Below are 24,659 nucleotides of genomic sequence, written 5' to 3' on the forward strand. Positions count from 1 at the left end.
AAAATAAATGCAATTATCAGTTCTGTATAAAAAAATAATGCCCTTTGTAAAGCCGTACAGAAAAATGGTAATCGCGACTTTGTTACTTACATTTTTAGGTTCATTTGCGGCGCAGGTCAATGCATTAATCCTAAAATATACCGTAGACACAATTAATAATTTAATGGTTGCCCATGAGCCTTTGTCAAAAGGTTTTCATTTATTAGGAATTATTAGTATTGTCCTGCTTACAAAAGAATTAGTTAATTCGGTCGTGCAGTTTGGACAAAAATTCTACGGCGAAAAGCTTCGTATTTTTATAACGCGTGATATTTCTCAGACCATAGTCGAAAAAATTCTAAGCTACAGAATGAAATTTTATACTTCTGATGAAAATGAAAGCGGTAAACTCCAAACCAGAATTGATCTCGGAATAAGCAGTTTAACCAGATTGGTTCAAAACTTTTTTATCGATATTCTGCCTTTGTTTGCTAATGCCTTTGTAGCCTTGGTAATTATGTTTTATGCCAATGTATATGTGGGGCTGGTGAGTTTGTGCATTATCCCGATTTACTTTTATATCAGCCAGCTGCAGGCCACAAAACTAAGCGGATTTAGAAGAAGAATGCGTAATTACCGTGAGACTAAAAACAATGGAATCATTAGTTTAATCGAATCAATAACCGTAATTAAATCGTTTGTACGCGAATCGACCGAAGCAGACCGACATGAAAAAATTCAGTTTGAAATGACCGAAAATCAGCTTCAAACCAGAAAAACAAGCTTTATTTTTGAAAGTATTAAAAGTTTTGTTGAACAGATAGGAGTGGTTATTATCATCATTCTTACTGCTTATTTTGTTTTGAATAATCAAATGACAATTGGCGCTATAATGTTTCATATTATGCTGTTTAACAATGTTTCGTCGCCAATTAGACAGTTGCATCGTATTTATGACGAGGTCAATGATGCTTTAATTTATTCCGAAGGATTTTTTGATATTTTAGAATCAGATCAGGAGATAGAAAACAGCGGCGATTATATTCCCGAAAAAATTGTTGGCCTGATTGAAGTAAAAAATGTAGATTTTGTTTACCCAAACGGAACTCAGGCACTTTACGATATTAATTTTACGGTCAAGCCGAATGAAACCACAGCGCTTGTTGGATTAAGCGGTGCAGGAAAAAGTACCGTTATTAATTTACTGGATAAATTTTATCAGCCTTCGTCAGGACATATTTTTCTGGACGGAGTTGATTTGGCTGATTACAACACTGATTTTCTCCGAAAAAATATTGGATTAGTACTTCAGAAAAACCACATTTTTAAAGGTACAATTGCTGAAAATATTTTATACGGAAATCCTGATGCTTCAAAAGACGAAATTATCGAAGCTGCAAAACAAGCTTATATTCACGAACAGGTAATTCAATTACCAAAAGGCTATGACTCTGATGCTCATTTACTTTCTGGCGGACAACAGCAGCGAATTGCTATTGCAAGGTTGTTTCTAAAAAATCCACCTATAATTTTCTTAGATGAACCAACTGCGAGTTTGGATGCGATTGCTACAGAGCAAATAAAAAAATCTCTTGATGCGATTAAAAAAGACAGAACTGTGATTATAATTTCGCACAGTATTTCTCAAATCATAGACGCTTCGAATATTATCGTTTTAGAGAAAGGAAGATGTGTCGAAAAAGGAACACACGATGAATTGTATGATAATAAAGGAACCTATTATCAAATTTTTATGGCAATGGCCAATAGTTTAAATATTGAAAAAATCACGCAGACTTTCGATTAAGATAATTTAAAGTGATTTTCTCAATGCAAAGAGCAGCAGAAACTCCAAATGTGTAAGCCAGAATATCTGACCAAAGAAATCCCTGACCTAAAACATATCGTCCAAAAAGTGTTTTTCTGAGGTTAATCATCCATTCACCCTGATAAAGTTGCAAAAACTCAATGCTATAACATATCAAAAGAGAAAGTCCTGCTATTAATGAAGCTTTTTTGTTTGGAAGAAAAAATCTAACCAGGATATAGATCATTACAGCATACAGAAAATCCCCGATCCACAAAGGAATAAAAGAAACTTTTCGAGAAAGAATCCCAAGAAAAATGATAAAGAGAAAAACGAAGAAATAATAGATTCTGGATTTTTTCAAGTTTGATGGTTTAGCTGTGGGCAAATTTAGGTTAAATCTTTTAAGCCGCTAAGTATTGGTGATTTCTCTTTTCCAAAGCTTTAAACTTAAAAAAAAGAGAAATACAAACACAAAACAGTAGCCCAATAGTACATTTTTAGGGAATGAAAAATACAAATGCTGGATAAGTTTAGTTTATTTTATAAATTTATCGGTTAAACAAATTATCTATTAAAAATAACCACATGAATTCAAAATTTTTTACCCTGATTGCGGCTTTGTTTCTTTTAGGAAATCAGAGTTATGCTCAAAAGAACAATTCGTTTAACATTCAGAAACAATTGGATTATTGCGCAGAACAGGCATCAAAAACCTTAAAAGTAATTCCGGATGACGGAACTTCTCCAAGAACGGTTCCGAATGGAAGCAAAGACTGGAAATTCGTTACGTATAAAGACTGGACAAGCGGCTTCTGGCCTGGTGAATTGTGGTATTTGTACGAAGCAACAAAAGATAAAAAATGGGAAAAAGAAGCCGATAAATTTACTCGCTTCTTAACGCCTTTATCAGTAAGTAAAGCGGCAGATCACGATTTGGGTTTTCAGGTTTTTAATAGTTTTGGAAACGGATATAGATTAACCAAAAATCAGGAATACAAAGAAATTATTCTAAAAACTGCCGATACTTTGGCCTCACTTTTTAATCCCAAAGTAGGAACAATACAGTCTTGGCCTCATAATAAAATGGGTGGGCATAATACAATTATTGATAATATGATGAATTTGGAGCTTCTTTTCTGGGCTTCAAAAAATGGCGGTAATAAAAAACTATATGATATCGCGGTAAAACATGCCGAAACCACAATGGCGAATCATTTCAGACCCGATAATACTTCTTATCATGTTATCATTTATGATTATGAAACCGGAAAAAAAATAAAAGGCAGAACTGCGCAGGGCTATAGTGATGACAGTATGTGGGCGCGCGGTCAGGCTTGGGCGATTTACGGATATACAATGGTTTACAGAGAAACTAAAGATCCTAAGTTTTTAGATTTTGCGCACAAATTAACCCGTGTTTATTTAGATAAATTAACCACAGAAGATTTGGTTCCGTATTGGGATTTTAATGCACCGGATATTCCAAATGCGCCAAGAGATGCTTCGGCAGCGGCGATTGTTTCTTCGGCACTTTTAGAATTGAGTTCTTATACAAAAGATAAGAATTTGAAAAATGAATATTTGACTAAATCGAAAAAAATGATCGTCTCACTTTCAGATCATTATCAAAGCCGAGACGTCAATTCAGCATTTTTATTGCATTCAACAGGTCATAAACCTGCAGGAAGCGAAGTAGATTGTTCTATAAATTACGCAGATTATTACTATATTGAAGCACTTTTAAGACTTCAAAAAATAAAGTAAATTTAGAACTATGATAAAGAAAATAAGCCAAATCTCATTTGCGATTATTATGGTATTGATGCTTGCAAGCTGTAAAAATACCAAACAGAAATTACAGGAATTTGTTGTAAAGTATAATGCAACCGCTTCAAGTTTTAAGGCCGAAAACGTAAAACTTACAACTGCCAGAGGTTACATTAACGACAATAAAATCGAATTGCGTTTTGAAACCACTTTAGAACAGAATGAAACTAACAAAAAAGCTGCGGCTGTAACATTTCCTAAGCTGTTAAAAGATATGTTCGATAAAAATCAAATTCCGCAAGAATTAGTTACAGAGGGAATTCAGTTTGATGCTTATTATCTGGCTGATGATAATACTGTTTTTGTAAAAGAAGTCATAACGAAAGAATCAATAACAGGACTATTGAAAGATTAGTTCTAGTAAACATCAGTCTTAAAAAAAGCCTCTTTAAATTTTTTTAAAGAGGCTTTTTTTTAGTTTATCTAAGGTTAATCTCTTGATTTTAATCTTTGTGCAATTTGTTTGTAGTTAAATAGTTACATTTTTAAAATTTATGATTTGGTTTTGCTTTTTTATTTAAATTTCATTATGTTTGAGTTAAAAATTAACTAATAAACCAAAAAATTATGAAAAAAATTACCCAAATCGTATTTATTTTTGCTGTTGCATTGCTTTTGGTAAGCTGTAAAAATACTAAACAAAAAATTCAGGAACATGTAAGTACTTACAACAATTCGTCGTCAATAAAAGGCCACGGAATTACCAGTACAACTGCTAAAGCATTTTTGAATGACAATAAAATTGAAATTAGAATTGAAACTAATTTAGAAGAAAATGACGAAAACAAATTAGCGTACAAAGATTCATTTCCGGATTTATTAAAAGAAATGATTAAGAACAATCAGATTTCTACAGAACTGATCGATGAAGGAGTAAAATTTGATGTTTACTTTTTAGCCTATAATAACGCAATATTAGCGCAGCAATTGGTTGATAAAGAAGAATTGGCAGCAATAGAAAACGGAGCTTCTGCGGGAAGTAAAGAAACTGCAAAACTTTAAGTTTTAATATAAAAAATAAAGGCCTCTTTGTAAATGTTCAAAGAGGCCTTTATTTTTAATTTCGTTTGGTAACGTTTTTTAAGTTATCCGGGAAATACAGTTCAGATAAATTCGTGAATTCATCACCACGCATAAATATATTGATATCTACGTCTGAAAAAGATGTTTTTCCGGCTGCAGCCAAAAGTTCGTTTGCAGCATGCAGGGTATTTTTATGGAAATGATACACACGGTCTGATTTGTCAGTAACAACCAAACCTTTCATAAGCATTTTGTTTTGAGTGGCAACACCTGTTGGACATTCGTTATTATGACAACGCAATGCCTGAATACATCCCAGAGAAAACATAAAACCTCTGGCGCTGTTACACATATCTGCACCCAAAGCAATAGCATGCAGGATGGAATAACCTGAAATAATTTTTCCGCTTCCTATAATTCTTATTTTATCACGAATATTTAATCCAATCAGCGTTTTGTTTACAAAAATCAAAGCCGGTTCAAATGGCATTCCTACACCATCTGCAAATTCCAGCGGAGCAGCACCGGTTCCTCCTTCGGCACCATCAATTGTAATAAAATCCGGATAAGTATCTTCGGCAATCATTTCATGGCATATAGCTTCAAATTCAGCTGTGTTTCCAATACATAGTTTAAATCCAATTGGCTTTCCGTTCGATAATTCACGTAATTGTTTTATAAATTGAATTAATCCTTTTGTATCAGAAAAAGAAGTATGGCCGGGAGGAGAAAGAATCATAGTATGCGGTATAACCCCTCTGATTTTGGCAATCTGCTCTGTATTTTTAGCTGCCGGAAGCACACCTCCATGACCGGGTTTTGCACCCTGTGAAAGTTTTATTTCGATCATTTTGACATTGGGAAGATTTGCTTTTTCTGAAAATTTTTCAGGGCTGAAATTTCCTTCAGCATCACGGCATCCAAAATAACCTGTACCAATCTGCCAGGTAATATCGCCGCCGCCTTCAAGATGATAATCGGTTAAACCTCCTTCTCCTGTATTTTGATAGAACCCCCCTTTTTTAGCACCAATATTTATGGCACGAACTGCATTTTCGCTCAATGAACCAAAACTCATAGCCGAAACATTAAACAGAGAAGCCAGATAAGGCTGTCTGCAGTCTTTTCCGCCTACTAAAACCCTTGGCAGTTCTTCATTTACTTTTGCCGGAAAAATAGAATGTTTTATTCCTTCATAGGTTTCTGTATTTAGATTTTGCTGTGTTCCAAAAGGCGTGCTCGAATCGATATTTTTAGCTCTTTGATAAACCAGCGAACGCTGATTTCTGGAGAAAGGTTTCCCGTCTGTAGACCTTTCTATAAAATACTGCTGAATTTCGGGTGCAATCATTTCAAATAAATACCTGAAATAACCCAAAACCGGGAAGTTCCTTAAAATAGCGTGTTTTTTTTGTGAAGCATTGTACGCTCCAATAATCAATAAAATAGGAATAATAAAAACGAGTAAATAACCTCGTCCTGTGTAATGGTAAATTGCAACAACAATTAGAAACAATAAGAATCCGTAAATAAAGAATTTTTTTCTCATGTTTTTAAGTAATAAGGAGTAATAATTTAATTAGTTGAATCGTAATCTGACATAAACGTGTTTAATGCCTTTTTTATCAGATTCCCTTTCGTCGATTTCTAAAATATCAGTCAATGATTTCAACATTGGTGTGAGCTTAGAATATCCATAATTTCTTGGGTCAAATTCGGGTTTTTTCTTTACAATCAGGTTTCCAACATCACCCAGGAAAGCCCAGCCGTCATCATCTTCGATATCCTCAATTGTGGCTTCAATAAGTTCGATCGTTTGTTTATCAACTTTATGAAGTGCTTTTTCAGCAGGCTTTTCGATTGGTTTTTTGGTATCGGCCGTATTTACTTTTGGTTTTTTCTTCTGAATTGCTCCGTCTAAAACCTCAATATAAATAAATCGGTCACAGGCAACTATAAAGGAACTAGGTGTTTTTTTCTCTCCAATTCCAATAACTTTCATTCCGGATTCTCGAAGTCGAATAGCCAGACGTGTAAAATCGCTGTCGCTGGAAACGATACAAAAACCGTCTAGTTTTCCGGAATAAAGCAAATCCATTGCATCAATAATTAATGCAGAATCTGATGAATTTTTCCCAACCGTGTAGCTGTATTGTTGTATTGGTGTAATCGCATGTTCCAGTAAAACTGCTTTCCAGCCATTAGCATTCGGCTTTGTCCAGTCAGCATAAATACGTTTGGTTGTAGGTGTTCCAAACTTTGCAATTTCTTCCATCATACCTTTTACATTACTGTAGGGCACATTATCGGCATCAATCAGAACAGCTAATTTTAAATCTTTTGAGTTGCTTAAAGGCATTTTTTAGATATTAGAAATTATGGAATCTCAAAGTTAAAATTAAAATTGGTTTTTATACGAATTTGATTCCTAATAAATACTTTATCCAGTCTAAATTATTTTGGTTATAAATAAGTTTTTGTGATATAAAATTAATTAAGGATAAATTTGTCTTTTATATTCAATGTCCTTATCTTTGTATCGAATTAATTAAAAAATGTATGTTTTCAAAAGCATGTGAATACGGAATTAGGGCTTCAATATTTATTGCAACCAAATCTTCTAAAGGAATCAGGGTTGGAATAAAAGATGTGGCAAAAGAAATTGATTCGCCAGAACCCTTTACGGCCAAGATTATGCAGATTTTAACCAAAAACGGCATTATTCACTCGGCTAAAGGAGTAGGAGGTGGGTTTGAAGTTTCAAAAGAAGCTTTAAAATCAATTAAATTAATTCAGATTGTAGATGCAATCGATGGTGATAAAATTTACAGAGGATGCGGGATCGGTTTAAAAGAATGTTCAGAGGATCATCCCTGCCCGGTGCATTTTGAGTTTAAAAAAATTAGAGGTCTTTTACTAGAGATGCTTACAAAGACAACTTTAGAACAGCTTGCCTTGGGAGTAAAATCAGGAGACTTTTTTCTAAAAACGCTAATTACAAACGATTAACATAAATAAATACCTAAAAATGAATACAAAAACCAAAATTTCACTATTAATCCTAATGGGATTTTTAACCATAACTTCTTGCGGTAAAAAAGAAACAGCTCCGGTTGAAGAACAAACCGAAACTTCGACAGAAGGAGAAGCAGCTCCTGTAACTTCAACTGCTGAAAATGTTTTAGTTATTGAAGGAAATGACCAAATGCAGTTTAATACAAATGAATTAAAAGCTGTTGCAGGAAAACCAATAACACTAACATTAAAACATGTTGGTAAAATTCCAAAAGAAGCAATGGGACATAATTTAGTTATTCTGCAAGAAGGAACGGATGAAGCCGCTTTTGCTTTAAAAGCGAATGATGCAAAAGCGACTGATTATATTCCGGAATCTGAAAAAGCTTCAATTATTGCTCATACTAAATTATTAGGCGGCGGTGACCAGGATACAATCGAATTTACAATTGATAAAAAAGGAACATATCCGTTCATTTGCTCTTTCCCAGGGCATGTGGCTATGATGAAAGGGGTATTAATTGTTGAGTAAATAATAAAAACTCTAATCTTTATTTAGATTGGAGTTTTTTTAAAAACTAATAAAGGATAAAAATATCTTTTATTGAATAATGTAAAAATGAAAAGAGAAAAAAAATTATGGATCGTTTTTGCTTTGGTAATGACGATATCTTTTGCCGTGCTTGGCTATTATGGTTACGAAATTTACCAGCAGGCACCGCCGGTTCCAAAAGCAGTAGTTTCAGACAGTGGGAAACTTATTTTTTCTGAGGATGAAATTAAAGACGGACAAAATATCTGGCAGAGTATAGGCGGACAGGAGGTAGGTTCTATTTGGGGACATGGCGCTTATGTGGCACCAGACTGGACAGCAGACTGGCTGCATCATGAAGCGCTTTTTATACTGGATAAATTTGCAAAAGAAGATTTTAATAAGAAGTTTGACGAACTCGATGCTGAAAAACAATCGGCATTAAAAGTTCGTTTGCAAAAAGATTTAAGAACGAATCGATATGATGCCGGATCAGGGATTCTTACAATATCTGAAAATCGTGTTGCGGCGATTGAAAGTTTAAGCGAATATTATCAAGGACTTTTTACAAACGACCCTAAGTTTGATAAATTGAGAGAAGAATATGCGATTCCAAAAAATTCGATTAAGGATGAAGCAAAAATGCACAAAATGAACGCATTTTTCTTTTGGGCAACTTGGGCAACGGTTACCAATCGCCCGGATTCTGATATTTCATACACGCACAACTGGCCTTCTGACGAATTGGTTGGAAACAAAGCCACGAAAGAACTTTTGGCCTGGTCCGGAGTTAGTATTATCCTGCTGATTTTTAGTATTGGAATTTTAGTTTTCTATCATGCAAAATCGGGTGAAGAACAAGAGTTTCCGCTTCCAAAAGAAGATCCAATTATCAAGCAGGGTAAAACACCATCAATGAAACTGGTTGTAAAATATTTCTGGATAGTGAGTTTATTAATGATACTGCAAATGGTTTTTGGAATCATAACAGCACATTATGGCGTAGAAGGAAATGGGCTTTATGGAATTCCAATCGATCAGATTTTGCCTTACGCCGTTACGCGTACATGGCATACGCAACTGGCTATTTTCTGGATTGCAACCGCGTGGCTGGCAACAGGGTTATATATTGCGCCCGCAGTTTCGGGCAAAGACCCTAAATTTCAATGTTTCGGAATCAATTTCTTGTTTATCGCTTTGTTGATTATTGTTTTGGGCTCAATGGCCGGGCAGTGGTTTGGCGTAATGCAGAAATTAGATTTGGTACAAAACTTTTGGTTTGGTCATCAAGGTTATGAATATGTTGATTTAGGACGTTTCTGGCAGATTTTCCTTTTAGTGGGCTTGTTTTTATGGCTGGCTTTAATGGTTCGCCCCTTAATTCCAATTTTAAAGAAAAAAACACAAGAAAAAAATCTAATCATTTTATTCTTAATTTCTTGCGCCGCAATTGCCATGTTTTACGGAGCAGGTTTAATGTGGGGAAGACAAACCAATCTAGCAATTGCAGAATATTGGAGATGGTGGGTGGTGCATCTTTGGGTTGAAGGCTTCTTTGAAGTATTTGCAACTGTTGTTATGGCTTTCTTATTTGTTCGATTAGGATTATTGAAAACCAAAACAGCTACTTTAAATGTCTTGTTTGCAACCATTATTTTCATGTCGGGAGGAATTTTAGGAACATTCCATCACTTGTATTTCTCTGGAACTCCAACTGCGATTATGGCGTTGGGAGCAACTTTTAGTGCACTCGAAGTAGTGCCTTTAACCTTAATAGGATTTGAAGCATATCAAAATTATAAAATCTCTAAATCAACTCAATGGATTGCTGATTACAAATGGCCGATTTATTTCATGATTTCGGTAGCATTCTGGAATTTCCTTGGAGCTGGAGTTTTTGGGTTCATTATTAATCCTCCCATTGCACTTTACTATGTACAGGGTTTAAATACAACACCGCTCCACGGACATACTGCTTTATTTGGAGTTTACGGAATGTTAGGAATAGGCTTGGTATTGTTTGTATTACGAAGTTTATACAGACATGTAAACTGGAATACTAAGCTGCTCAAAATTACTTTCTGGTCACTAAATATTGGTTTGTTTTTAATGGCAGTATTGAGTTTACTTCCAATTGGAGTATGGCAGGCAATAGAAAGTATCGATCACGGAATGTGGTATGCCCGTTCATCAGAATTAATGCAGCAACCGGCCATGATTACCTTAAAATGGCTTCGCGCAATAGGAGATTCTATCTTCGGAATCGGATTTATCACAATGGCGTGGTTTGTATTTGAATTGACTTTAAAAAATAAAAATAAATAAAAAATTAATTATCATGGAAAACTTAAAAAACAGAACAATAGGATCATTTGTGGCACAGGATTATAGAACAGCTGCCGTATTTTCTAAGTATAAAATCGATTTTTGCTGCAAAGGAAACCGAACAGTAGACGAAGTCTGCGAAAAACAAAATATAAATTCGGAAACCTTGCTGCAAAGCATTCAGGAGGTTGTACAATCAGAAAACAACGGTTCGATAGACTTTAATTCCTGGCCTTTAGATTTATTGGCAGATTATATTGAAAAAACGCATCATCGTTATGTAGAGGATAAAACCCAGACGCTTCTTCCTTTTCTGGATAAATTATGTAAAGTTCACGGTGCACATCATCCGGAATTATTTAAAATAAATGAATTGTTTATAGGTTGTGCCGCAGAATTATCGCAGCACATGAAAAAAGAAGAATTGATTTTGTTTCCTTTTATAAAAAGAATGGTGAAAGCGAAAGATTCTGATGGACTTTTATCACAGCCTTCTTTTGGAAGTGTATCTAACCCAATCGCTATGATGATGCACGAACATGATAATGAAGGAGAACGCTTTAGAGAGATTGCCAATTTAACGGATAATTATACGCCTCCTGCAGATGCTTGTACCACGTACCGAGTAACTTTTGCCATGTTGAAAGAATTCGAAGAAGATTTGCATAAACATATTCATCTGGAAAATAATATATTGTTTCCAAAAGCAGTTATTTTGGAAAAAGATTTTGTTGAAGTAGCGCAATAATAATAGATTTTGATAGTGAAAAGAGCACCGATAAATGTCAATTTCTGAGCATTATCGGTGTTTTTTATTGGAAGAAATTTCAATTAATTCGTTACTTTTAATGAATTGAGTTTAACTCAAAAAAATAAACTACCTAGAGACATAAGTTTTGAAGAAGCTATAAGAGGCGATGCAATTGAAACGCCTTTTATTAGATAGAGAACGATATGTCATAAAAGATTTTCTAAAATGAATTCTCAAAAAACCTGGATCATCTGTTGTTTTTTTAATTTCCTGATTGCTTGTGTATTTGGGTTGTTAATGCGGTTTGTATATCTTTTTCCGCTGGATTTTGTAAACTACGGCTTTTTGCTTCACGCCCATTCTCATGTGGCAATGCTTGGCTGGGTTTATCTTATGATTTATGTTTTGGTTGTTCATTTTTTTATTGCCAAAGAAAAAAGTCGGAAACCGATATACAATCGCTTGTTCTGGCTTACTGAATTTTCTGTTATCGGAATGATGATAACCTTTCCTATTCAAGGATATACTTTGTTTTCGATTATTTTTTCAACACTTCACATTTTGTTGAGTTACGCTTTTTGCCGATTGATTTGGAAAGATTTTTCCAGAGAAAAAACACCTCAGGAAAGACTTTTAAAAGCTGCTGTACTGTTTATGATTTTATCGACTTTTGGAGTCTGGTGTTTAGGTCCTGCAGTAAGCACACTCGGAAAGCAAAGTGCTTTTTATCAAATTGCGATTCAATTCTTTCTGCATTTTCAGTTTAACGGCTGGTTTTTGTGTGCTGTTTTGGCTTTGTTTTTAAAGCAGTTTCAGCATAAAATTGAAGAAATAAAATTTAAAAGATTTTATGTTCTTTTGATTGTTTCAATCTTTTTAACGATCGCATTTCCAATTCGATGGTTTATAGAAAACAATATTCTAAATTTCATTAATGGCTTTGGCGTTATAGTGCAGTTAGGCGCATTTGTTTATTTTTTACAAATGCTGAGGCCTCAACTAAGTAATTTTAAAACTGATTTAGATAAAATAACAAAACAGGTTTATGGTTTGGCCCTATGTTCGTTATTTTTAAAGATAGGAATTCAATTGCTGACTATTTCTCCAAATATTGCCGAAGTTTCACATCAAATCAGGAATTTTGTAATTGGATTTATTCATCTGACCACTTTAGGAATCATTACCGGATTTTTGTTTGGAATTTTACTTCAGAATAAAATACTTTCCAGTAATTCTTTCATCTTAAAAATAGGAGTAAAGAGCTTTATTTTTGGTTATTTAGCAACCGAAGTTTTATTGTTTTTTCAGGGCGCGTTTCTTTATTTTGAAAAAGGAATGATTTCAGGATATTTTGAGAGTATTTTTGTTTTTAGTCTGCTTTTAGTGTTTGGCTTAATTTTGATAATGGTCTCTATTTTAAACAAAAAACAAGAGTCGATTCATTCCTAAAAATCTCCTCTTGTTTTTCTCCTAAATCAAAATGTGTAATCTTTATATTTTTTCTGCTTCAAGATTTATTGCTTTTATTGTTTTTTCATTGTTAACGCCTAAACCTTCTTGCTGAAATATTAATTCTCCGGCCGGATTAAAGACACTGATAATATTAGAATGTGAAAAGTCTACTGGAGATATCTGTTTGTAATTAACTGCCAAAACCGCTGCAAATTCACGCGTATTTTCTTCAGATGAACGAAGGAAAATCCAGAGTTCCTGATTCATTTGATTGGCAATTGCAAAACTTTTCAATTTTTCAGGAGTATCAGTTTTAGGATCGATGCTGACTAAAATAAGTTTTACATTTTTTTTCGTCTTTTTATCCAGTTTGGATTCAATATCTCTCATGTCGGCTACTAATCTAGGACAGGCCGCTTTACAGCTTGTATAAATCATAACCATAACGAGAACATTTCCTTTAAGACTTTTTAGCTCAATATCCTTTCCGTCCTGAGTAGTCCACTTTGAGGGTAAGTTGTAAATAGATAAATCACTAATTTTGTTATCTGTTTTTGCTGGCGTGATATTCTTTTTATCTGATTCTTTGCAGCTTTGTAAAGAAAATAGAAGAATGAAAGCTGCAATTATTATTTTTTTCATTTGAAATTAATTTAAGATTAATGTTTTGGTTTTGTGTTGCTTGCGCATCTAAAACCTAGATTTCTGGTAGAGAACTGTGCTTTCAGGCTTCCTCGAAAAGCATATCGCATAAAGGCTGCGTAGTCCATTAAATCTGTGGCATTCACAGAGGCACTTCCGCAGAATAAATTTTTATCACTGCTTTTGTCTTTTCTGGATTCTCCCGATAAAAAAATACTGTTAAAGTCCGATGTCCATTCCCAGACTAAGCCGTGCATATCATAAATTCCCCAATAATTTTTAAAAGTTTTTCCAATTTCATTTTCATAGGTCTTCGATTTCTCATACCAGGACAAAATGTAGGCATTGAATTCTTTTTTTGTTCGGGCGTCTGCTCTTTTTTCATCGGCCATAGCAGCATATTCCCATTCATCCATTGTTGGTAGTCGTTTACCCTGACATTCGCAGTATTTTTTTGCAGTAAACCAGGAAATGCTGGTTACAGGCGATTTAGGATTAACATTCCCATAATCAAAATCAGTCTTCCAATAGGATAAATAGCTTTTGTCTGCAAAAATTCCTTTTATTTTTGATTTGCTGTAAATGGGATTCTTTTTGACAAAATTTAAAAAATCATCATTTGTAACGGGATAAACATCCATATAAAAAGATTTTACGATAACCGGTTTTTTAGAAGAGGCTCCGTAAAGAGGGACAAACGAGCCCTCTTTAATCGGAACCATTCCAATTTTCTGAGCTTTTGAAAACGCTGAAAGCATCAGGAAAAAAGTAAGAATGAAAAAGTGTATTTTCATAAAGAATAATTGTTGTTATCTTAATGCTTTTACCATTTCTGGAGTAATTTCTGTTTTGTTATTACCCCAGCTGCTGTAGATATAGGTAAGCACGTTTGCTATTTCATCATCAGATAAATTTTGAGCAGGCATTACGTTATTATATTTTTTTCCATTTACAGTTATTTCACCTGTCAGACCATGTATTATGGTTTTGATGGCACGTTTAGAATCAGAATTTAAGTAATCTGATTTAGCAAGAGGAGGGAAAGTATTCGGAATCCCTTGTCCTTCTGACTGATGACAGGCAAAACAAGTTGTTCCAAAAAGTTCTTTACCAATCTTTACTTTTTCTTCTATGGTACGTTTCGGAATAACTGCTTTTGCATTTGATCCTCCCGGCATTTTCTGAATTGTCCCGCCTTCAGGCAGATAAATACCTTCCTGTATTGTTCCGGAATAAATGTTTTGATTTTCTTTTCCTTCTACTTTCAGCATGCCCAGAGCTCCTTTATTAAATGCCCTGAAAATGGAGTGGTCGACCAGAATAAAGGTTCCGGGTGTTTCGACTTTAAAATCTACAATTGCCGCTCCACCGGCAGGAATTAAGGTAGTTTGTACATTTTTATTAATACTGCTTCCGCCCTCTATATGAACATTATCAAAGATTTCACCAATAACGTGGAAAGAAGAAACTAAGTTTGGCCCGCCGTTTCCAACAAATAAACGTACTGTTTCGCCCACTTTTGCCGTCAATTCATTTCCGTTGGTTAGAGATCCTACTTTTCCGTTAAATACAACATAGTCAGGAGTTTCTTTTATCGCTTTGTTCATATCAAATGCCTGCAGGCCTTTGGCACCATATTCACCCTGAGTGTAAAAATCACCCTGCATAACATAGTATTCTTTATCAACCGGAGGAAGGCCTCCTTCTGGTTCAACTAAAATCAAACCATACATACCGTTTGCAATATGCATTCCAACTGGGGCTGTAGCACAATGATAAACATATAATCCGGGGTTAATAACTTTAAAACTGAAAACTTTTTCATGGCCGGGAGCCACTAACGATGAGGTTGCACCGCCTCCGGGACCGGTTACAGCATGTAAGTCAATATTATGTGGTAATTTATTGTCAGGATGGTTTTTTAAATGGAACTCTACTTCATCGCCCACACGGGTTCTGATGAAACTCCCCGGTACAGATCCTCCAAATGTCCAATAAGTATATTTCACACCATCAGTCATTGTGCCTTCTTGTTCTTTAATTTCCATGTTTAATTTCAGCTTCATGGCCGTTCTGTTTCCAACTGGTTTTGGAACATGAGGCGGAGAAGTGAGTTCTGCTTCCATTTCGCCTTCGGTCATTATATCGGCGTAATTTTTTACATCTTCTTTTTTGCAGCCTGCTAAAAATAGAACAGCAAAAATAAAATACAGTATTAGTCTAATTGAGGTTATACTATTGTTTCTCATAGGATTTGGTATTTGTTTTTGGATTTAAATTTCAATCAAAAATAAAAGACTATTTTGTCTTTTATTATGATAAAAATCATACTTTGCGCTTAAATTAATTTCTACTTTGCAATTGTAAAAGCTAAAAACGGGGGGGGTAAATCTTGTTAAAAATAAGATGTTGATTATTTTTTAATAAAAATAAATGACACTCTGAATTTTAGAATAATAATGTTTAATTTTGCTCGCTGATTAAGTTAAAAAAATTACTACACTATATTATGGTAAAAGATTTATTCGAAAGAATTCAGGACAATAAGGGACCTTTAGGAAAATGGGCTTCTCAGGCAGAAGGCTATTATGTTTTCCCAAAGTTAGAAGGAGAGTTGGGTCCTAGAATGACATTTCATGGAAAAAATATCCTAAACTGGAGTTTAAATGATTATTTAGGTTTAGCTAATCATCCGGAAGTTCGTAAGGCAGATACAGATGCAGCAGCTCAGTTTGGTGCGGCTTACCCAATGGGTGCCCGTATGATGTCTGGACATACTACTTATCATGAGCAATTAGAAAATGAATTAGCTGCTTTTGTAATGAAAGAATCGGCTTATTTATTGAATTTTGGTTATCAGGGGATGGTATCTATTATTGATGCCCTGGTTACTAAAAATGATATCATTGTGTACGATGTAGATTCACATGCTTGTATTATTGATGGTGTTCGTTTGCATATGGGTAAACGTTTTACTTACAAGCACAATGATCTTGAAAGTATGGAAAAAAACCTGCAGCGTGCTACAAAAATGGCCGAAGAAACAGGCGGAGGTATTTTATTTATTACCGAAGGTGTTTTTGGAATGCGCGGACAACAGGGAAAATTGAAAGAAATTGTAGCGATGAAGCAAAAATACAATTTCCGTTTATTGGTTGATGATGCACACGGTTTTGGTACACTTGGTAAAACAGGTGCCGGAGCAGGTGAGGAGCAGGGAGTTCAGGACGATATTGATGTTTACTTCTCTACTTTTGCAAAATCTATGGCTAATATTGGTGCTTTCGTAGCAGCAGATAAAACAGTTATTGATTACTTAAAATACAATTTACGTTCGCAGATGTTTGCTAAAGCGTTACCAATGATCCAGACAATTGGTTCATTAAAACGTTTAGAGTTATTACGTAATTCTTCTGCTATTAAAGATAAACTTTGGGAGAATGTAAATGCATTACAAAACGGACTTAAAGAAAAAGGATTTAACATTGGAGATACAAATACTTGTATTACTCCTGTTTACCTTGAAGGAAGTATTCCTGAGGCAATGGTAATGGTAAACGATTTAAGAGAGAATTACGGTATTTTCCTTTCTATTGTGGTTTATCCTGTTATTCCAAAAGGGATTATTTTGTTGAGAATGATTCCAACAGCTTCTCATACTTTAGCTGATATTGATGAAACGTTAACAGCTTTTGAAGCAATTCGCGAGAAATTAGTTAACGGTACTTATAAAGAAATTGCAGAACGTACTACTATTGACGTTTCGTAATTAATCTAAAATAAATTTCCTTAAGTGGAAATTATGTAAAAAAATCCATTTGTTCTACGAATGGATTTTTTTTATTTGAGCTAACTTTATATCATAATCACAAAATAAAAATAAAAAATTATGAAAAAAGTATTAGCAATAGCAACCCTTATTTTAGCGGTTTTTGTTTCTTGCAAAAAAGAAACAACTACTACAGAGCCGGTTCAAATTACTCCGAGTCCGCCAAAAGAGGCTGAGATTGTGGAGCCTGCAGGAGACCAATGCTATTCATGGAAATCTAATGGAAGTATTATCGAGATGAGTTTTAATGTAAACTCACACCAGGAAGTCAATGGAAAGCTAAGTTATAATTTAGTAGGAAAAGATAAAAATGAAGGAACTCTGATTGGAAATATGAAAGGTGATACCTTAATTGCCGATTATACCTTTAATTCTGAAGGAACTTCATCAGTAAGAGAAGTTGCTTTCTTAAAAAGAGAAAATACCTTTATTGAAGGATATGGAGATGTCGTACAAGCCAATGATAAAGTAACTTTTAAAGATAAAACCAAATTAAAATTTGATCAAAAAAATACTTTAGTAAAAGTAGATTGCAAAGTGGAATAATGTAAAGTGGAATAATGAATTGTTATTAATTTAAAAAATCCATTCGTTTGGGGGCGAATGGATTTTTTTATATTCTTTATTTGAATACTCTAACTGATTACAGTTCAAAAAATTAGAGGTACTTCAGGTATGTTTTTCTCTGGCAGTGAATTTTTGGATCAAAATTTTTCCAAAGTAAATGAATGGCGGTATTTTCAGCTAATTCTGGAGTTCTAATGCAATTTTTGATTCCTTTTTCCGAAAAAGTTTTATAATATTCGTCAAAAATAATAGCAGTAACTCCTTTATTTTGGTAATCAGGATGAACTCCGATAAGATAAAAAACAACATCTTTGCTTTTCTTTCGGGCTCTTAGAAGATGTATAAAACCAAATGGAAAAAGCTTTCCTTTTGCTTTTTGAAGCGCTTCGGTAAAACTTGGCATTACAATGCTGAAAGCAACAAGATTATCATCTTTATCTACCACAAATTTTATATATTCAGGATTAATAAAGCTGATGTATTTTTTCTTAAAATATTCTTTCTGAACATCTGAAATTGCTACAAATGAAGCTAGTTTAGCATAACTTTCGTTAAACAAATCAAACATTTTATCCACGTGAGGCATTATGTCTTTTGTTTTTGTGAAATTTAATGCTCTAAGTTCATAACGCTTTTTGATTAAGGCTTGCGCTTTTAAGAAAAACTCAGGTTTTACGTTAGAGAAAGGAAAAATACTTTCGATATATTCTTTCTCGATTTGAAAACCTAATTGCTCAAAATGAGTAACATAATACGGATTGTTGTACCAGGTTATCATTGTTCCAACCTGATCAAAGCCTTCCGTAAGAACGCCCACTTTGTCCAGATTAGAAAAACCCATTGGACCTTCGGCATGCTCGAGATTATGTTTTCTTCCTAATTCGTATACTTTTTCAAGAAGAGCCTTAGTTACTTCTATATCATCAATAACATCAAACCAACCAAAACGAACTTTTCGCTTATGCTGATTATTTACTTCTGCCCAATTAATGATAGCTGTAATTCTGCCGACAATTTTATTGTCTTTGTAGGCCAGATAAAAATAAGCTTCGGCGTTATCAAAAGCCGGATTTTTAGTTTTATCAAAAGACTCTAATTCATCTGCAATAATAGGCGGTACCCAATATGGGTTGTCTTTATAAAGTGAAAACGGAAATTTGATATAATCTGTTAATTCCTTTTTAGTTTTGGCTTCTTTAATTGTAATCATTAAGTGGCATTATAAAAAACCTCTGATTATATGAGGTTTGGTTATTAATTCTCGTATTTAGCTTTACGTTTTCTTTCTTTTTCCTGATAATCAATTGGTTTTTCATTTTCAGGATTCTTTTTGGCTTTTTCTTTGTTTTTAATTTCAATTTGTTTCGATTGGTACCATCCGTCATAGCGCCATGAAAAGCCAACTCCTCCATATAAAACAGAAGGCGTATTTTTAAAATTAGTACTTATAGATGCGTCAATCTGCATATTAGGAGAAAGCAGGTAGGCAGCTCCTCCGCGCACAATAGCATCGCTGTAAAAATCGCTTTTATATCCTTGATTTTCTACAAATCCGGACCATCTTGCATTAAATCCGTGTGTCAGTGTCAATACATAACCATAGCTTGGATAATCAGTTCCAATATAATCAGCAATAATATTCGTTACAAATACCCATCTTCCGCCTCCAAATAAGTTTTGTGTTACCAAGGCCACCTTTGGAGAAATTTCGCCGTCTGGAGAAAAATAATATGGATTATCGGCTCCAACAAAATTAGCTCCTGCAAAAATAGAAACGGCAGGAATCAATTCACGCCATTTAAAGCTGTGATTGGCTTTATAACTGTATATATTAGCTTCTCTTTTATAATTTTTATAAGGGTCGTAAATTAAATATTTTGCCCCTAAAACGGTTTGTCTGAAATTGTTTTTCTTATAACTGGTGTAAGGGGTGTCGAAGTTTGCCATTTGATATTGAACGTCAAGTATAAACTCGAGCTGTTCCAGAAATGCGCCATATCGAATGCTTAAATCTGTACCAAAACCAGTGGCGTCGTAATCTAATAAATCGTGTTTTTCTTTAATTCCGTAAACACCAATTTCGGCCTGAATGACTGATTTGCCCACTGCATAAGCAGACATGGTTTCGCCCGGGCGGTTGGAATTAATCACATCAGTGTATTGTGCGAAGAAAATTTGCGGTGTAAAAAAAAGAGCGGTAAAAAGTAATTTTTTAATTTTCAACATAATTATTTGGGGATTAGAAAAATAATAACGCAATTCAAATGTACTATATTTTATTATTTATTTAAGATTGATATTTTAATTTTAAACAACGGATTTACTAATTTTGGAAAAAAATTATATGATCATGCAAGAAGCATCTTTTACAAATTTGTTTAAAACGATAATGTGGATTATTGCGTTTTATTATATTTTTAAATTTTTGGCTAGAATTTTTTTGCCGGTATTGGTCAAAAAAGCAGTCGAAAAAGCAGGAGAGAATTTTCAAAGACAACAACAATATGGCCAGGATAACTCATGGCAGCAAACCCGCACTACTAATAATGATGAAATAATTATTAATACTGCTAATGCAAAAAAGCCTCGCGAAACCAAAAAAGTGGGCGATTATGTTGATTACGAAGAAATAGATTAAGTTTGTATCCTTAAGTAAGCAGGATTCATCATTTAACCAAACCAGCCAAAATTGAAAATAGTAAATAAATTCTATCCGCACGCCCTTGTAGTACTGGGCTTCATTCTCGTTTCATTAATTTATTTTTATCCGGTTCTGCAGGGAAAACAAATTTTCCAGTCAGATATTGCTCAATACACCGGAATGGCCAAAGAGCAAAATGACTTTAGAGCCGCAGAACAGGCAGAGCCTTATTGGACAAATTCAGCTTTTGGCGGAATGCCTACCTACCAGTTAGGGGCAAATTATCCAAACGATTTTGTTGGAAAAATAGATGACGTTTTGCGTTTTTTACCGCGTCCGGCTGATTATCTGTTTCTATATTTCTTAGGCTTTTATGGTTTGTTATTAGTTTTAAAAACAGATCCCTTAAAAGCATTTATTGGCGCAATTGCGTTTGGTTTTTCTACCTATTTGATTATTATTCTCGGTGTTGGACATAATGCCAAAGCACATGCGATTGCGTATATGCCGTTGGTTATAGCCGGTTTCATACTTGTTTTTCAGAAAAAATACATTTGGGGAGGTTTGCTCACCATGTTTGCGGTTGCATTAGAAGTTAATGCCAACCACTTTCAAATGACCTATTATTTATTGATTTTCTTATTGATACTTTCAGGTTATTTTGCCTTTAATTTTATAAAAGATAAAGAATATAAACCGCTTTTAATTGCAATTGGAACTTTGGCCGTAGCAGGAATTTTTGCTATCGGTGCCAATGCAGCCAACTTAATGGCGACCAGCGAGTATGCTAAATACAGTATTCGTGATAAAAGCGAACTGACTTTTAATCCTGACGGATCAAAAAATGAAACAACAGCATCAATGACAACAGACTATATTACGGAATATAGTTACGGAATTGCTGAGAGTTTGAACTTAATTGCTCCAAGAATTTTTGGAGGTTCCAGTCATGAAAATGTTGGTACAGACAGCCGTATGTACTCGTTTATGTTAGAGCAGGGAGTTCCGGCAAGTCAGGCCGAAGATTTTGTATCAGGAATGCCAACTTACTGGGGAGATCAGCCCATTGTTTCTGCTCCGGCTTACATTGGGGTTGTGGTTTTCTTTTTAGCAGTTTTAGCGTTGTTTATTGACGAAAGAAAAATTAAATACGTATTTCTTGCAGGAGCATTATTTACATTAGTGCTTTCATGGGGGAAAAACTTCTCACTTCTTACGGATTTCTTTATTGAATACGTTCCAATGTATGATAAGTTTAGAGCGGTATCATCTATTCAGGTCATTTTAGAACTATGTTTTCCGGTATTGGCAGTGATGGGGTTACAATCATTCTTTAAAGCAAAAGAAGAACCTAAATTGCAGCAAAAAGCTTTAATTCAAACTACAGTTTTTGGACTAGGAATTTTACTGATTTTAGTATTTGCTAAAGGCTTTTTTCATTTTACAGGAATGAGCGACAACAGTTATCTGCAAGCTTATGGACCTGATTTTGTTGATGCTTTAAAAGAGGACAGAAGGTCTTTGTATTCTGCTGATTTACTTCGTTCAGGTTTTTTTATTGTAGTTACTTTTGGAGTTTTATGGTTATTTATTAAAAATAAATTTTCACAAACAACAGCTTTAATTATTGTAGCTCTTTTAATGATTTTTGACTTGTTTTTTGTAGATAAGAAATATGTTTCTGCTAAAGATTTTGTCAGCCCGGTTCAGATAGCAGCTCCATTTCAGGAAACACCAACCGATGCGCAGATTTTAAAAGATACTTCTGTTTACCGTGTATTTGATCCGCAAGGACAATTGCAGGGCAGATCTTCTTACTTTCATAAAACTATTGGAGGTTATAGCGCGGTAAGACCTAGAAGAATGCAGCAGTTGTATGACTATCAAATTGCTAAAAATAATTTGGAAGTGCTTAATATGTTAAATGTTAAGTATGTAATTCAATCTGATAAAGAAGGAAATGAAATTCCGGCAATTAATCCGGATGCAAATGGAAATGCTTGGTTTGTAAGCTCAGTAAAACTGGTTAATAAACCAGACGATGTTATGAAAGCTTTAGATCATCTTGATACTAAAAAAGTAGCTATTTTTAATGTTCATGATCATGAGGGGAAATTTAAAAATGCCCGTATGAAAAAACAATGGGATACAACAGGAACAATAAAAGTGGTTCAATACAAACCAAATTATATTAAATATCAATCAGATAACGCAAAAGATGGTTTGGCTGTTTTCTCTGAAATGTATTATGAAAACGGTTGGAACGCTTACATTGATGGACAATTAACGGATCATTTTCCTGTAGATTACGTTTTAAGAGCAATGGAAGTTCCCGGCGGAAAACATACAATCGAATTTAAGTTCGAACCTCAGGTTATTAAAACCGGTGGAACTATTAATCTGGTGAGTTCAATTGGAATGTTCGTGCTTTTGATTGGAGGTATTTATTTCGAAAGAAGAAAATCTAGTACAAATAAGAGTGAGTTTAAAGACTAACTCATAGATGCCGATTTCAAAGATTCTTAAAATTATTGTCTTTACCATTTTTGATTTATTCGTATTTGTCTTTTGCGGAATATACATGATGGGATATGATGATCTTTATAATGAAAGTCAAGGAGAATATTTTAGTTTTTCTAGTATGGAAACTGAGTATAAAATTGTCTGGGGCTTTTATAATTTTTGGCTGGTTTTAAATTGTATACTTTTGTTTTATATTATATATAGAGTGTATAAAAGATTTGTTTAAATAACTTTAATTATACAGTGAGAACAAATAAAGTAACAAATGTTGAAGAAAAAGGAATTGCTGAAATAAAATCATTGTCTTATCTCGAAAGATTAGAACGATTAATGATACTTATTGAGGTTTCTCATACATTAAATAAAGTAAATAAAATTTCAACTCAAAAAAGAAGAAAGTTCTTTATTAACTTTGCATTTTAAAATAATAAACGATTTTCATTGGAACAAAAAAAGCTCTTAATTATAACGTATTACTTTCCTCCAGCTGGCGGACCGGGAGTACAGCGCTGGCTGAAATTTGTAAAATATCTGCCTGATTTTGGTGTTCAGCCCATTGTTTATGTTCCTGAAAATCCAACTTATCCAATTGTAGATGAAGGCTTGGTAAGCGAAATTTCAGATAAAGTAATTGTTCTTAAAAATAAAATTTGGGAGCCTTATCAATTAGCTTCTGTTTTTTCAAAGAATAAAACCAAGAAAATCAGTTCCGGAATTTTTCCGCATAAAAAAAAGCAGACTTTTTTAGACAAAACTTTTCTTTGGATCAGGGGAAATCTGTTTATTCCAGATGCTCGTGCTTTTTGGGTAAAACCTTCTGTTTCTTATCTTGAAAAATACATTAAAGAAAATAATATTGATACTATTGTAACTTCGGGACCTCCGCATAGTTTACATTTAATTGGTCTGGAATTAAAAGAAAAATTAGATGTAAAATGGTTTGCAGATTTTCGTGATCCGTGGACTACTATTGGGTATCATAAAGCGCTGCGTTTGTCTAATTACGCAGCAAAAAAGCATAAAAATCTAGAGCATAAGGTGCTTAATTCTGCTGATACTATTATTGTAACAAGTAAAACTACAAAAGCAGAATTTCAAGTCATTACCAATAAACCAATTTCTGTAATTACAAATGGTTACGATATTGAAAAGGTAGAAAAACAACCTTTAGATTCTAAATTCACTCTGGCTCATATCGGATCGTTTTTATCAGAAAGAAATCCAAAATTTTTATGGGAATCTCTGGTGGAGCTGCTTCAGGAAATTCCGGATTTTAAATCTCATTTAGAAATTAAGTTAATCGGAGCCGTAAGTCAGGAAGTATTAGATTCTATTGAAGAATTCAAGCTGAATGATTATTTGAACCTTTTGGGATATGTTTCGCATAATGAAGCGATTGCTCATCAAAAGAAGTCTCAGGTTTTACTTTTAATCGAAATTAATTCAGAAGATACTAAAAGTATTATTCCGGGCAAATTGTTTGAATACATGGTCTCAAATCGTCCAATAATTGCTATTGGCCCGCAAGGTTCTGATTTTGCCGATATTATAAAAGAAACAAATACCGGAGTATTTTTTGATTATTCAGAAAAAGCGAAGTTAAAAAGTGTAATTTTGGACTTTTATAATCAGTTTTTGGAAGGAAAATTACAAGCTAACGGTGTTGGTTTACAACAATATTCAAGAAAAAACCTTACCAAACAATTAGCACAATTGATTAATGAGGCGTAACTCGCTCAGTAA

Annotated in this window: 23 protein-coding genes; 15 read left to right on the forward strand and 8 right to left on the reverse strand. The window is 34.0% G+C overall.

Annotated features, from left to right (window positions below; translation table 11 throughout):
• The first annotated feature begins 7 nt into the window (after nucleotides 1–7).
• Nucleotides 8–1,786, forward strand: a complete 1,779-nt coding sequence (locus BKM63_RS13010; protein ID WP_071637004.1) for an ABC transporter ATP-binding protein — start codon at nucleotides 8–10, stop codon at nucleotides 1,784–1,786.
• Here the strand turns inward: BKM63_RS13010 and BKM63_RS13015 are convergent.
• Nucleotides 1,767–2,150 (reverse strand): DUF2809 domain-containing protein, encoded by a 384-nt coding sequence (locus BKM63_RS13015; RefSeq protein ID WP_071637005.1) that lies wholly within the window; start codon nucleotides 2,148–2,150, stop codon nucleotides 1,767–1,769. The two genes, BKM63_RS13010 and BKM63_RS13015, sit on opposite strands and share 20 nt — an antisense overlap.
• Before the next feature lie 224 nt (nucleotides 2,151–2,374).
• On the opposite strand from BKM63_RS13015, the gene BKM63_RS13020 reads away from it, so the two are divergent.
• From BKM63_RS13020 to BKM63_RS13030, 3 genes are all read left to right on the forward strand, one after another.
• Nucleotides 2,375–3,553, forward strand: a complete 1,179-nt coding sequence (locus tag BKM63_RS13020; protein ID WP_071637006.1) for a glycoside hydrolase family 88 protein — start codon at nucleotides 2,375–2,377, stop codon at nucleotides 3,551–3,553.
• A gap of 10 nt (nucleotides 3,554–3,563) precedes the next feature.
• Nucleotides 3,564–3,971: a hypothetical protein gene (locus BKM63_RS13025; RefSeq protein ID WP_071637007.1), complete on the forward strand. Its 408-nt coding sequence runs from the start codon at nucleotides 3,564–3,566 to the stop codon at nucleotides 3,969–3,971.
• Between the two features lie 212 nt (nucleotides 3,972–4,183).
• The gene (locus BKM63_RS13030; RefSeq protein WP_071637008.1) at nucleotides 4,184–4,618 is read left to right on the forward strand and encodes a hypothetical protein; all 435 of its coding nucleotides are present in this window, start codon (nucleotides 4,184–4,186) and stop codon (nucleotides 4,616–4,618) included.
• Nucleotides 4,619–4,673: 55 nt separating this feature from the next.
• Here the strand turns inward: BKM63_RS13030 and BKM63_RS13035 are convergent, their stop codons facing one another.
• Nucleotides 4,674–6,188, reverse strand: coding sequence for an FMN-binding glutamate synthase family protein (locus BKM63_RS13035; RefSeq protein WP_071637009.1), 1,515 nt, complete (start codon nucleotides 6,186–6,188; stop codon nucleotides 4,674–4,676).
• A gap of 30 nt (nucleotides 6,189–6,218) precedes the next feature.
• Entirely contained in the window at nucleotides 6,219–6,998 is a 780-nt protein-coding gene (locus BKM63_RS13040; RefSeq protein WP_071637010.1) for an NYN domain-containing protein, read from the reverse strand.
• Between the two features lie 200 nt (nucleotides 6,999–7,198).
• Between BKM63_RS13040 and BKM63_RS13045 the strand changes: the two genes are divergently transcribed.
• From BKM63_RS13045 to BKM63_RS13065, 5 genes are all read left to right on the forward strand, one after another.
• On the forward strand, nucleotides 7,199–7,648 hold the full coding sequence (locus BKM63_RS13045) for an RrF2 family transcriptional regulator (RefSeq protein WP_071637011.1): 450 nt from the start codon (nucleotides 7,199–7,201) through the stop codon (nucleotides 7,646–7,648).
• Nucleotides 7,649–7,667: 19 nt separating this feature from the next.
• Nucleotides 7,668–8,186 (forward strand): azurin, encoded by a 519-nt coding sequence (gene azu, locus BKM63_RS13050; protein WP_071637012.1) that lies wholly within the window; start codon nucleotides 7,668–7,670, stop codon nucleotides 8,184–8,186.
• 87 nt (nucleotides 8,187–8,273) lie between these two features.
• Entirely contained in the window at nucleotides 8,274–10,511 is a 2,238-nt protein-coding gene (locus BKM63_RS13055; protein WP_071637362.1) for a nitric-oxide reductase large subunit, read from the forward strand.
• Nucleotides 10,512–10,524: 13 nt separating this feature from the next.
• Complete coding sequence (gene ric / locus BKM63_RS13060) at nucleotides 10,525–11,259, forward strand: iron-sulfur cluster repair di-iron protein (protein WP_071637013.1); 735 nt, start codon at nucleotides 10,525–10,527, stop codon at nucleotides 11,257–11,259.
• Between the two features lie 228 nt (nucleotides 11,260–11,487).
• Nucleotides 11,488–12,711, forward strand: coding sequence for a hypothetical protein (locus tag BKM63_RS13065; protein WP_071637014.1), 1,224 nt, complete (start codon nucleotides 11,488–11,490; stop codon nucleotides 12,709–12,711).
• Nucleotides 12,712–12,753: 42 nt separating this feature from the next.
• Here the strand turns inward: BKM63_RS13065 and BKM63_RS13070 are convergent, their stop codons facing one another.
• The 3 genes from BKM63_RS13070 to nirK are packed head-to-tail and all read right to left on the reverse strand — an operon-like array spanning nucleotide 12,754 to nucleotide 15,605.
• Nucleotides 12,754–13,356 (reverse strand): SCO family protein, encoded by a 603-nt coding sequence (locus tag BKM63_RS13070; protein WP_071637015.1) that lies wholly within the window; start codon nucleotides 13,354–13,356, stop codon nucleotides 12,754–12,756.
• Nucleotides 13,357–13,373: 17 nt separating this feature from the next.
• Nucleotides 13,374–14,150: a formylglycine-generating enzyme family protein gene (locus tag BKM63_RS13075; protein ID WP_071637016.1), complete on the reverse strand. Its 777-nt coding sequence runs from the start codon at nucleotides 14,148–14,150 to the stop codon at nucleotides 13,374–13,376.
• Nucleotides 14,151–14,165: 15 nt separating this feature from the next.
• A complete protein-coding gene (gene nirK / locus BKM63_RS13080; protein WP_071637017.1) occupies nucleotides 14,166–15,605 on the reverse strand; it encodes a copper-containing nitrite reductase in 1,440 nt (479 codons plus the stop codon).
• A gap of 260 nt (nucleotides 15,606–15,865) precedes the next feature.
• Between nirK and BKM63_RS13085 the strand changes: the two genes are divergently transcribed.
• Together BKM63_RS13085 and BKM63_RS13090 are read left to right on the forward strand one after the other, a co-directional pair.
• Nucleotides 15,866–17,125: an aminotransferase class I/II-fold pyridoxal phosphate-dependent enzyme gene (locus BKM63_RS13085; protein ID WP_071637018.1), complete on the forward strand. Its 1,260-nt coding sequence runs from the start codon at nucleotides 15,866–15,868 to the stop codon at nucleotides 17,123–17,125.
• Nucleotides 17,126–17,245: 120 nt separating this feature from the next.
• Complete coding sequence (locus tag BKM63_RS13090) at nucleotides 17,246–17,731, forward strand: hypothetical protein (RefSeq protein ID WP_071637019.1); 486 nt, start codon at nucleotides 17,246–17,248, stop codon at nucleotides 17,729–17,731.
• 112 nt (nucleotides 17,732–17,843) lie between these two features.
• On the opposite strand, the gene BKM63_RS13095 is transcribed toward BKM63_RS13090, so the two are convergent.
• Both BKM63_RS13095 and BKM63_RS13100 read right to left on the reverse strand, forming a co-directional pair.
• Nucleotides 17,844–18,962 (reverse strand): GNAT family N-acetyltransferase, encoded by a 1,119-nt coding sequence (locus tag BKM63_RS13095; protein WP_071637020.1) that lies wholly within the window; start codon nucleotides 18,960–18,962, stop codon nucleotides 17,844–17,846.
• A 44-nt stretch (nucleotides 18,963–19,006) separates the two neighbouring features.
• On the reverse strand, nucleotides 19,007–19,978 hold the full coding sequence (locus BKM63_RS13100; protein WP_071637021.1) for a transporter: 972 nt from the start codon (nucleotides 19,976–19,978) through the stop codon (nucleotides 19,007–19,009).
• A 124-nt stretch (nucleotides 19,979–20,102) separates the two neighbouring features.
• Between BKM63_RS13100 and BKM63_RS13105 the strand changes: the two genes are divergently transcribed.
• The 4 genes from BKM63_RS13105 (at nucleotide 20,103) to BKM63_RS13125 (ending at nucleotide 24,647) form a co-directional block, all read left to right on the forward strand.
• A complete protein-coding gene (locus tag BKM63_RS13105; protein WP_071637363.1) occupies nucleotides 20,103–20,390 on the forward strand; it encodes a DUF4834 family protein in 288 nt (95 codons plus the stop codon).
• Nucleotides 20,391–20,441: 51 nt separating this feature from the next.
• Entirely contained in the window at nucleotides 20,442–22,889 is a 2,448-nt protein-coding gene (locus BKM63_RS13110; RefSeq protein WP_071637022.1) for a YfhO family protein, read from the forward strand.
• A 270-nt stretch (nucleotides 22,890–23,159) separates the two neighbouring features.
• Nucleotides 23,160–23,339, forward strand: coding sequence for a hypothetical protein (locus BKM63_RS13120; RefSeq protein ID WP_071637024.1), 180 nt, complete (start codon nucleotides 23,160–23,162; stop codon nucleotides 23,337–23,339).
• A gap of 18 nt (nucleotides 23,340–23,357) precedes the next feature.
• Complete coding sequence (locus BKM63_RS13125; RefSeq protein WP_071637025.1) at nucleotides 23,358–24,647, forward strand: glycosyltransferase family 4 protein; 1,290 nt, start codon at nucleotides 23,358–23,360, stop codon at nucleotides 24,645–24,647.
• Nucleotides 24,648–24,659 lie beyond the last annotated feature (12 nt).

The sequence above is a fragment of the Flavobacterium johnsoniae genome (genome assembly GCF_001879205.1).
Classification (GTDB): Bacteria; Bacteroidota; Bacteroidia; order Flavobacteriales; family Flavobacteriaceae; genus Flavobacterium; species Flavobacterium johnsoniae_A.

What these genes read in the sequence shown, in the direction of transcription:
- BKM63_RS13075 (WP_071637016.1), bottom strand. Translation starts at nt 14,150, where the DNA reads ATGAAAATACACTTTTTCATTCTTACTTTTTTCCTGATGCTTTCAGCG.
- BKM63_RS13035 (WP_071637009.1), bottom strand. Translation starts at nt 6,188, where the DNA reads ATGAGAAAAAAATTCTTTATTTACGGATTCTTATTGTTTCTAATTGTT.
- BKM63_RS13070 (WP_071637015.1), bottom strand. Translation starts at nt 13,356, where the DNA reads ATGAAAAAAATAATAATTGCAGCTTTCATTCTTCTATTTTCTTTACAA.
- BKM63_RS13065 (WP_071637014.1), top strand. Translation starts at nt 11,488, where the DNA reads ATGAATTCTCAAAAAACCTGGATCATCTGTTGTTTTTTTAATTTCCTG.
- BKM63_RS13105 (WP_071637363.1), top strand. Translation starts at nt 20,103, where the DNA reads ATGCAAGAAGCATCTTTTACAAATTTGTTTAAAACGATAATGTGGATT.
- BKM63_RS13030 (WP_071637008.1), top strand. Translation starts at nt 4,184, where the DNA reads ATGAAAAAAATTACCCAAATCGTATTTATTTTTGCTGTTGCATTGCTT.
- BKM63_RS13025 (WP_071637007.1), top strand. Translation starts at nt 3,564, where the DNA reads ATGATAAAGAAAATAAGCCAAATCTCATTTGCGATTATTATGGTATTG.
- nirK (WP_071637017.1), bottom strand. Translation starts at nt 15,605, where the DNA reads ATGAGAAACAATAGTATAACCTCAATTAGACTAATACTGTATTTTATT.
- BKM63_RS13010 (WP_071637004.1), top strand. Translation starts at nt 8, where the DNA reads ATGCAATTATCAGTTCTGTATAAAAAAATAATGCCCTTTGTAAAGCCG.
- BKM63_RS13020 (WP_071637006.1), top strand. Translation starts at nt 2,375, where the DNA reads ATGAATTCAAAATTTTTTACCCTGATTGCGGCTTTGTTTCTTTTAGGA.
- BKM63_RS13090 (WP_071637019.1), top strand. Translation starts at nt 17,246, where the DNA reads ATGAAAAAAGTATTAGCAATAGCAACCCTTATTTTAGCGGTTTTTGTT.
- BKM63_RS13055 (WP_071637362.1), top strand. Translation starts at nt 8,274, where the DNA reads ATGAAAAGAGAAAAAAAATTATGGATCGTTTTTGCTTTGGTAATGACG.
- BKM63_RS13095 (WP_071637020.1), bottom strand. Translation starts at nt 18,962, where the DNA reads ATGATTACAATTAAAGAAGCCAAAACTAAAAAGGAATTAACAGATTAT.
- BKM63_RS13100 (WP_071637021.1), bottom strand. Translation starts at nt 19,978, where the DNA reads ATGTTGAAAATTAAAAAATTACTTTTTACCGCTCTTTTTTTTACACCG.
- ric (WP_071637013.1), top strand. Translation starts at nt 10,525, where the DNA reads ATGGAAAACTTAAAAAACAGAACAATAGGATCATTTGTGGCACAGGAT.
- azu (WP_071637012.1), top strand. Translation starts at nt 7,668, where the DNA reads ATGAATACAAAAACCAAAATTTCACTATTAATCCTAATGGGATTTTTA.
- BKM63_RS13045 (WP_071637011.1), top strand. Translation starts at nt 7,199, where the DNA reads ATGTTTTCAAAAGCATGTGAATACGGAATTAGGGCTTCAATATTTATT.
- BKM63_RS13040 (WP_071637010.1), bottom strand. Translation starts at nt 6,998, where the DNA reads ATGCCTTTAAGCAACTCAAAAGATTTAAAATTAGCTGTTCTGATTGAT.
- BKM63_RS13085 (WP_071637018.1), top strand. Translation starts at nt 15,866, where the DNA reads ATGGTAAAAGATTTATTCGAAAGAATTCAGGACAATAAGGGACCTTTA.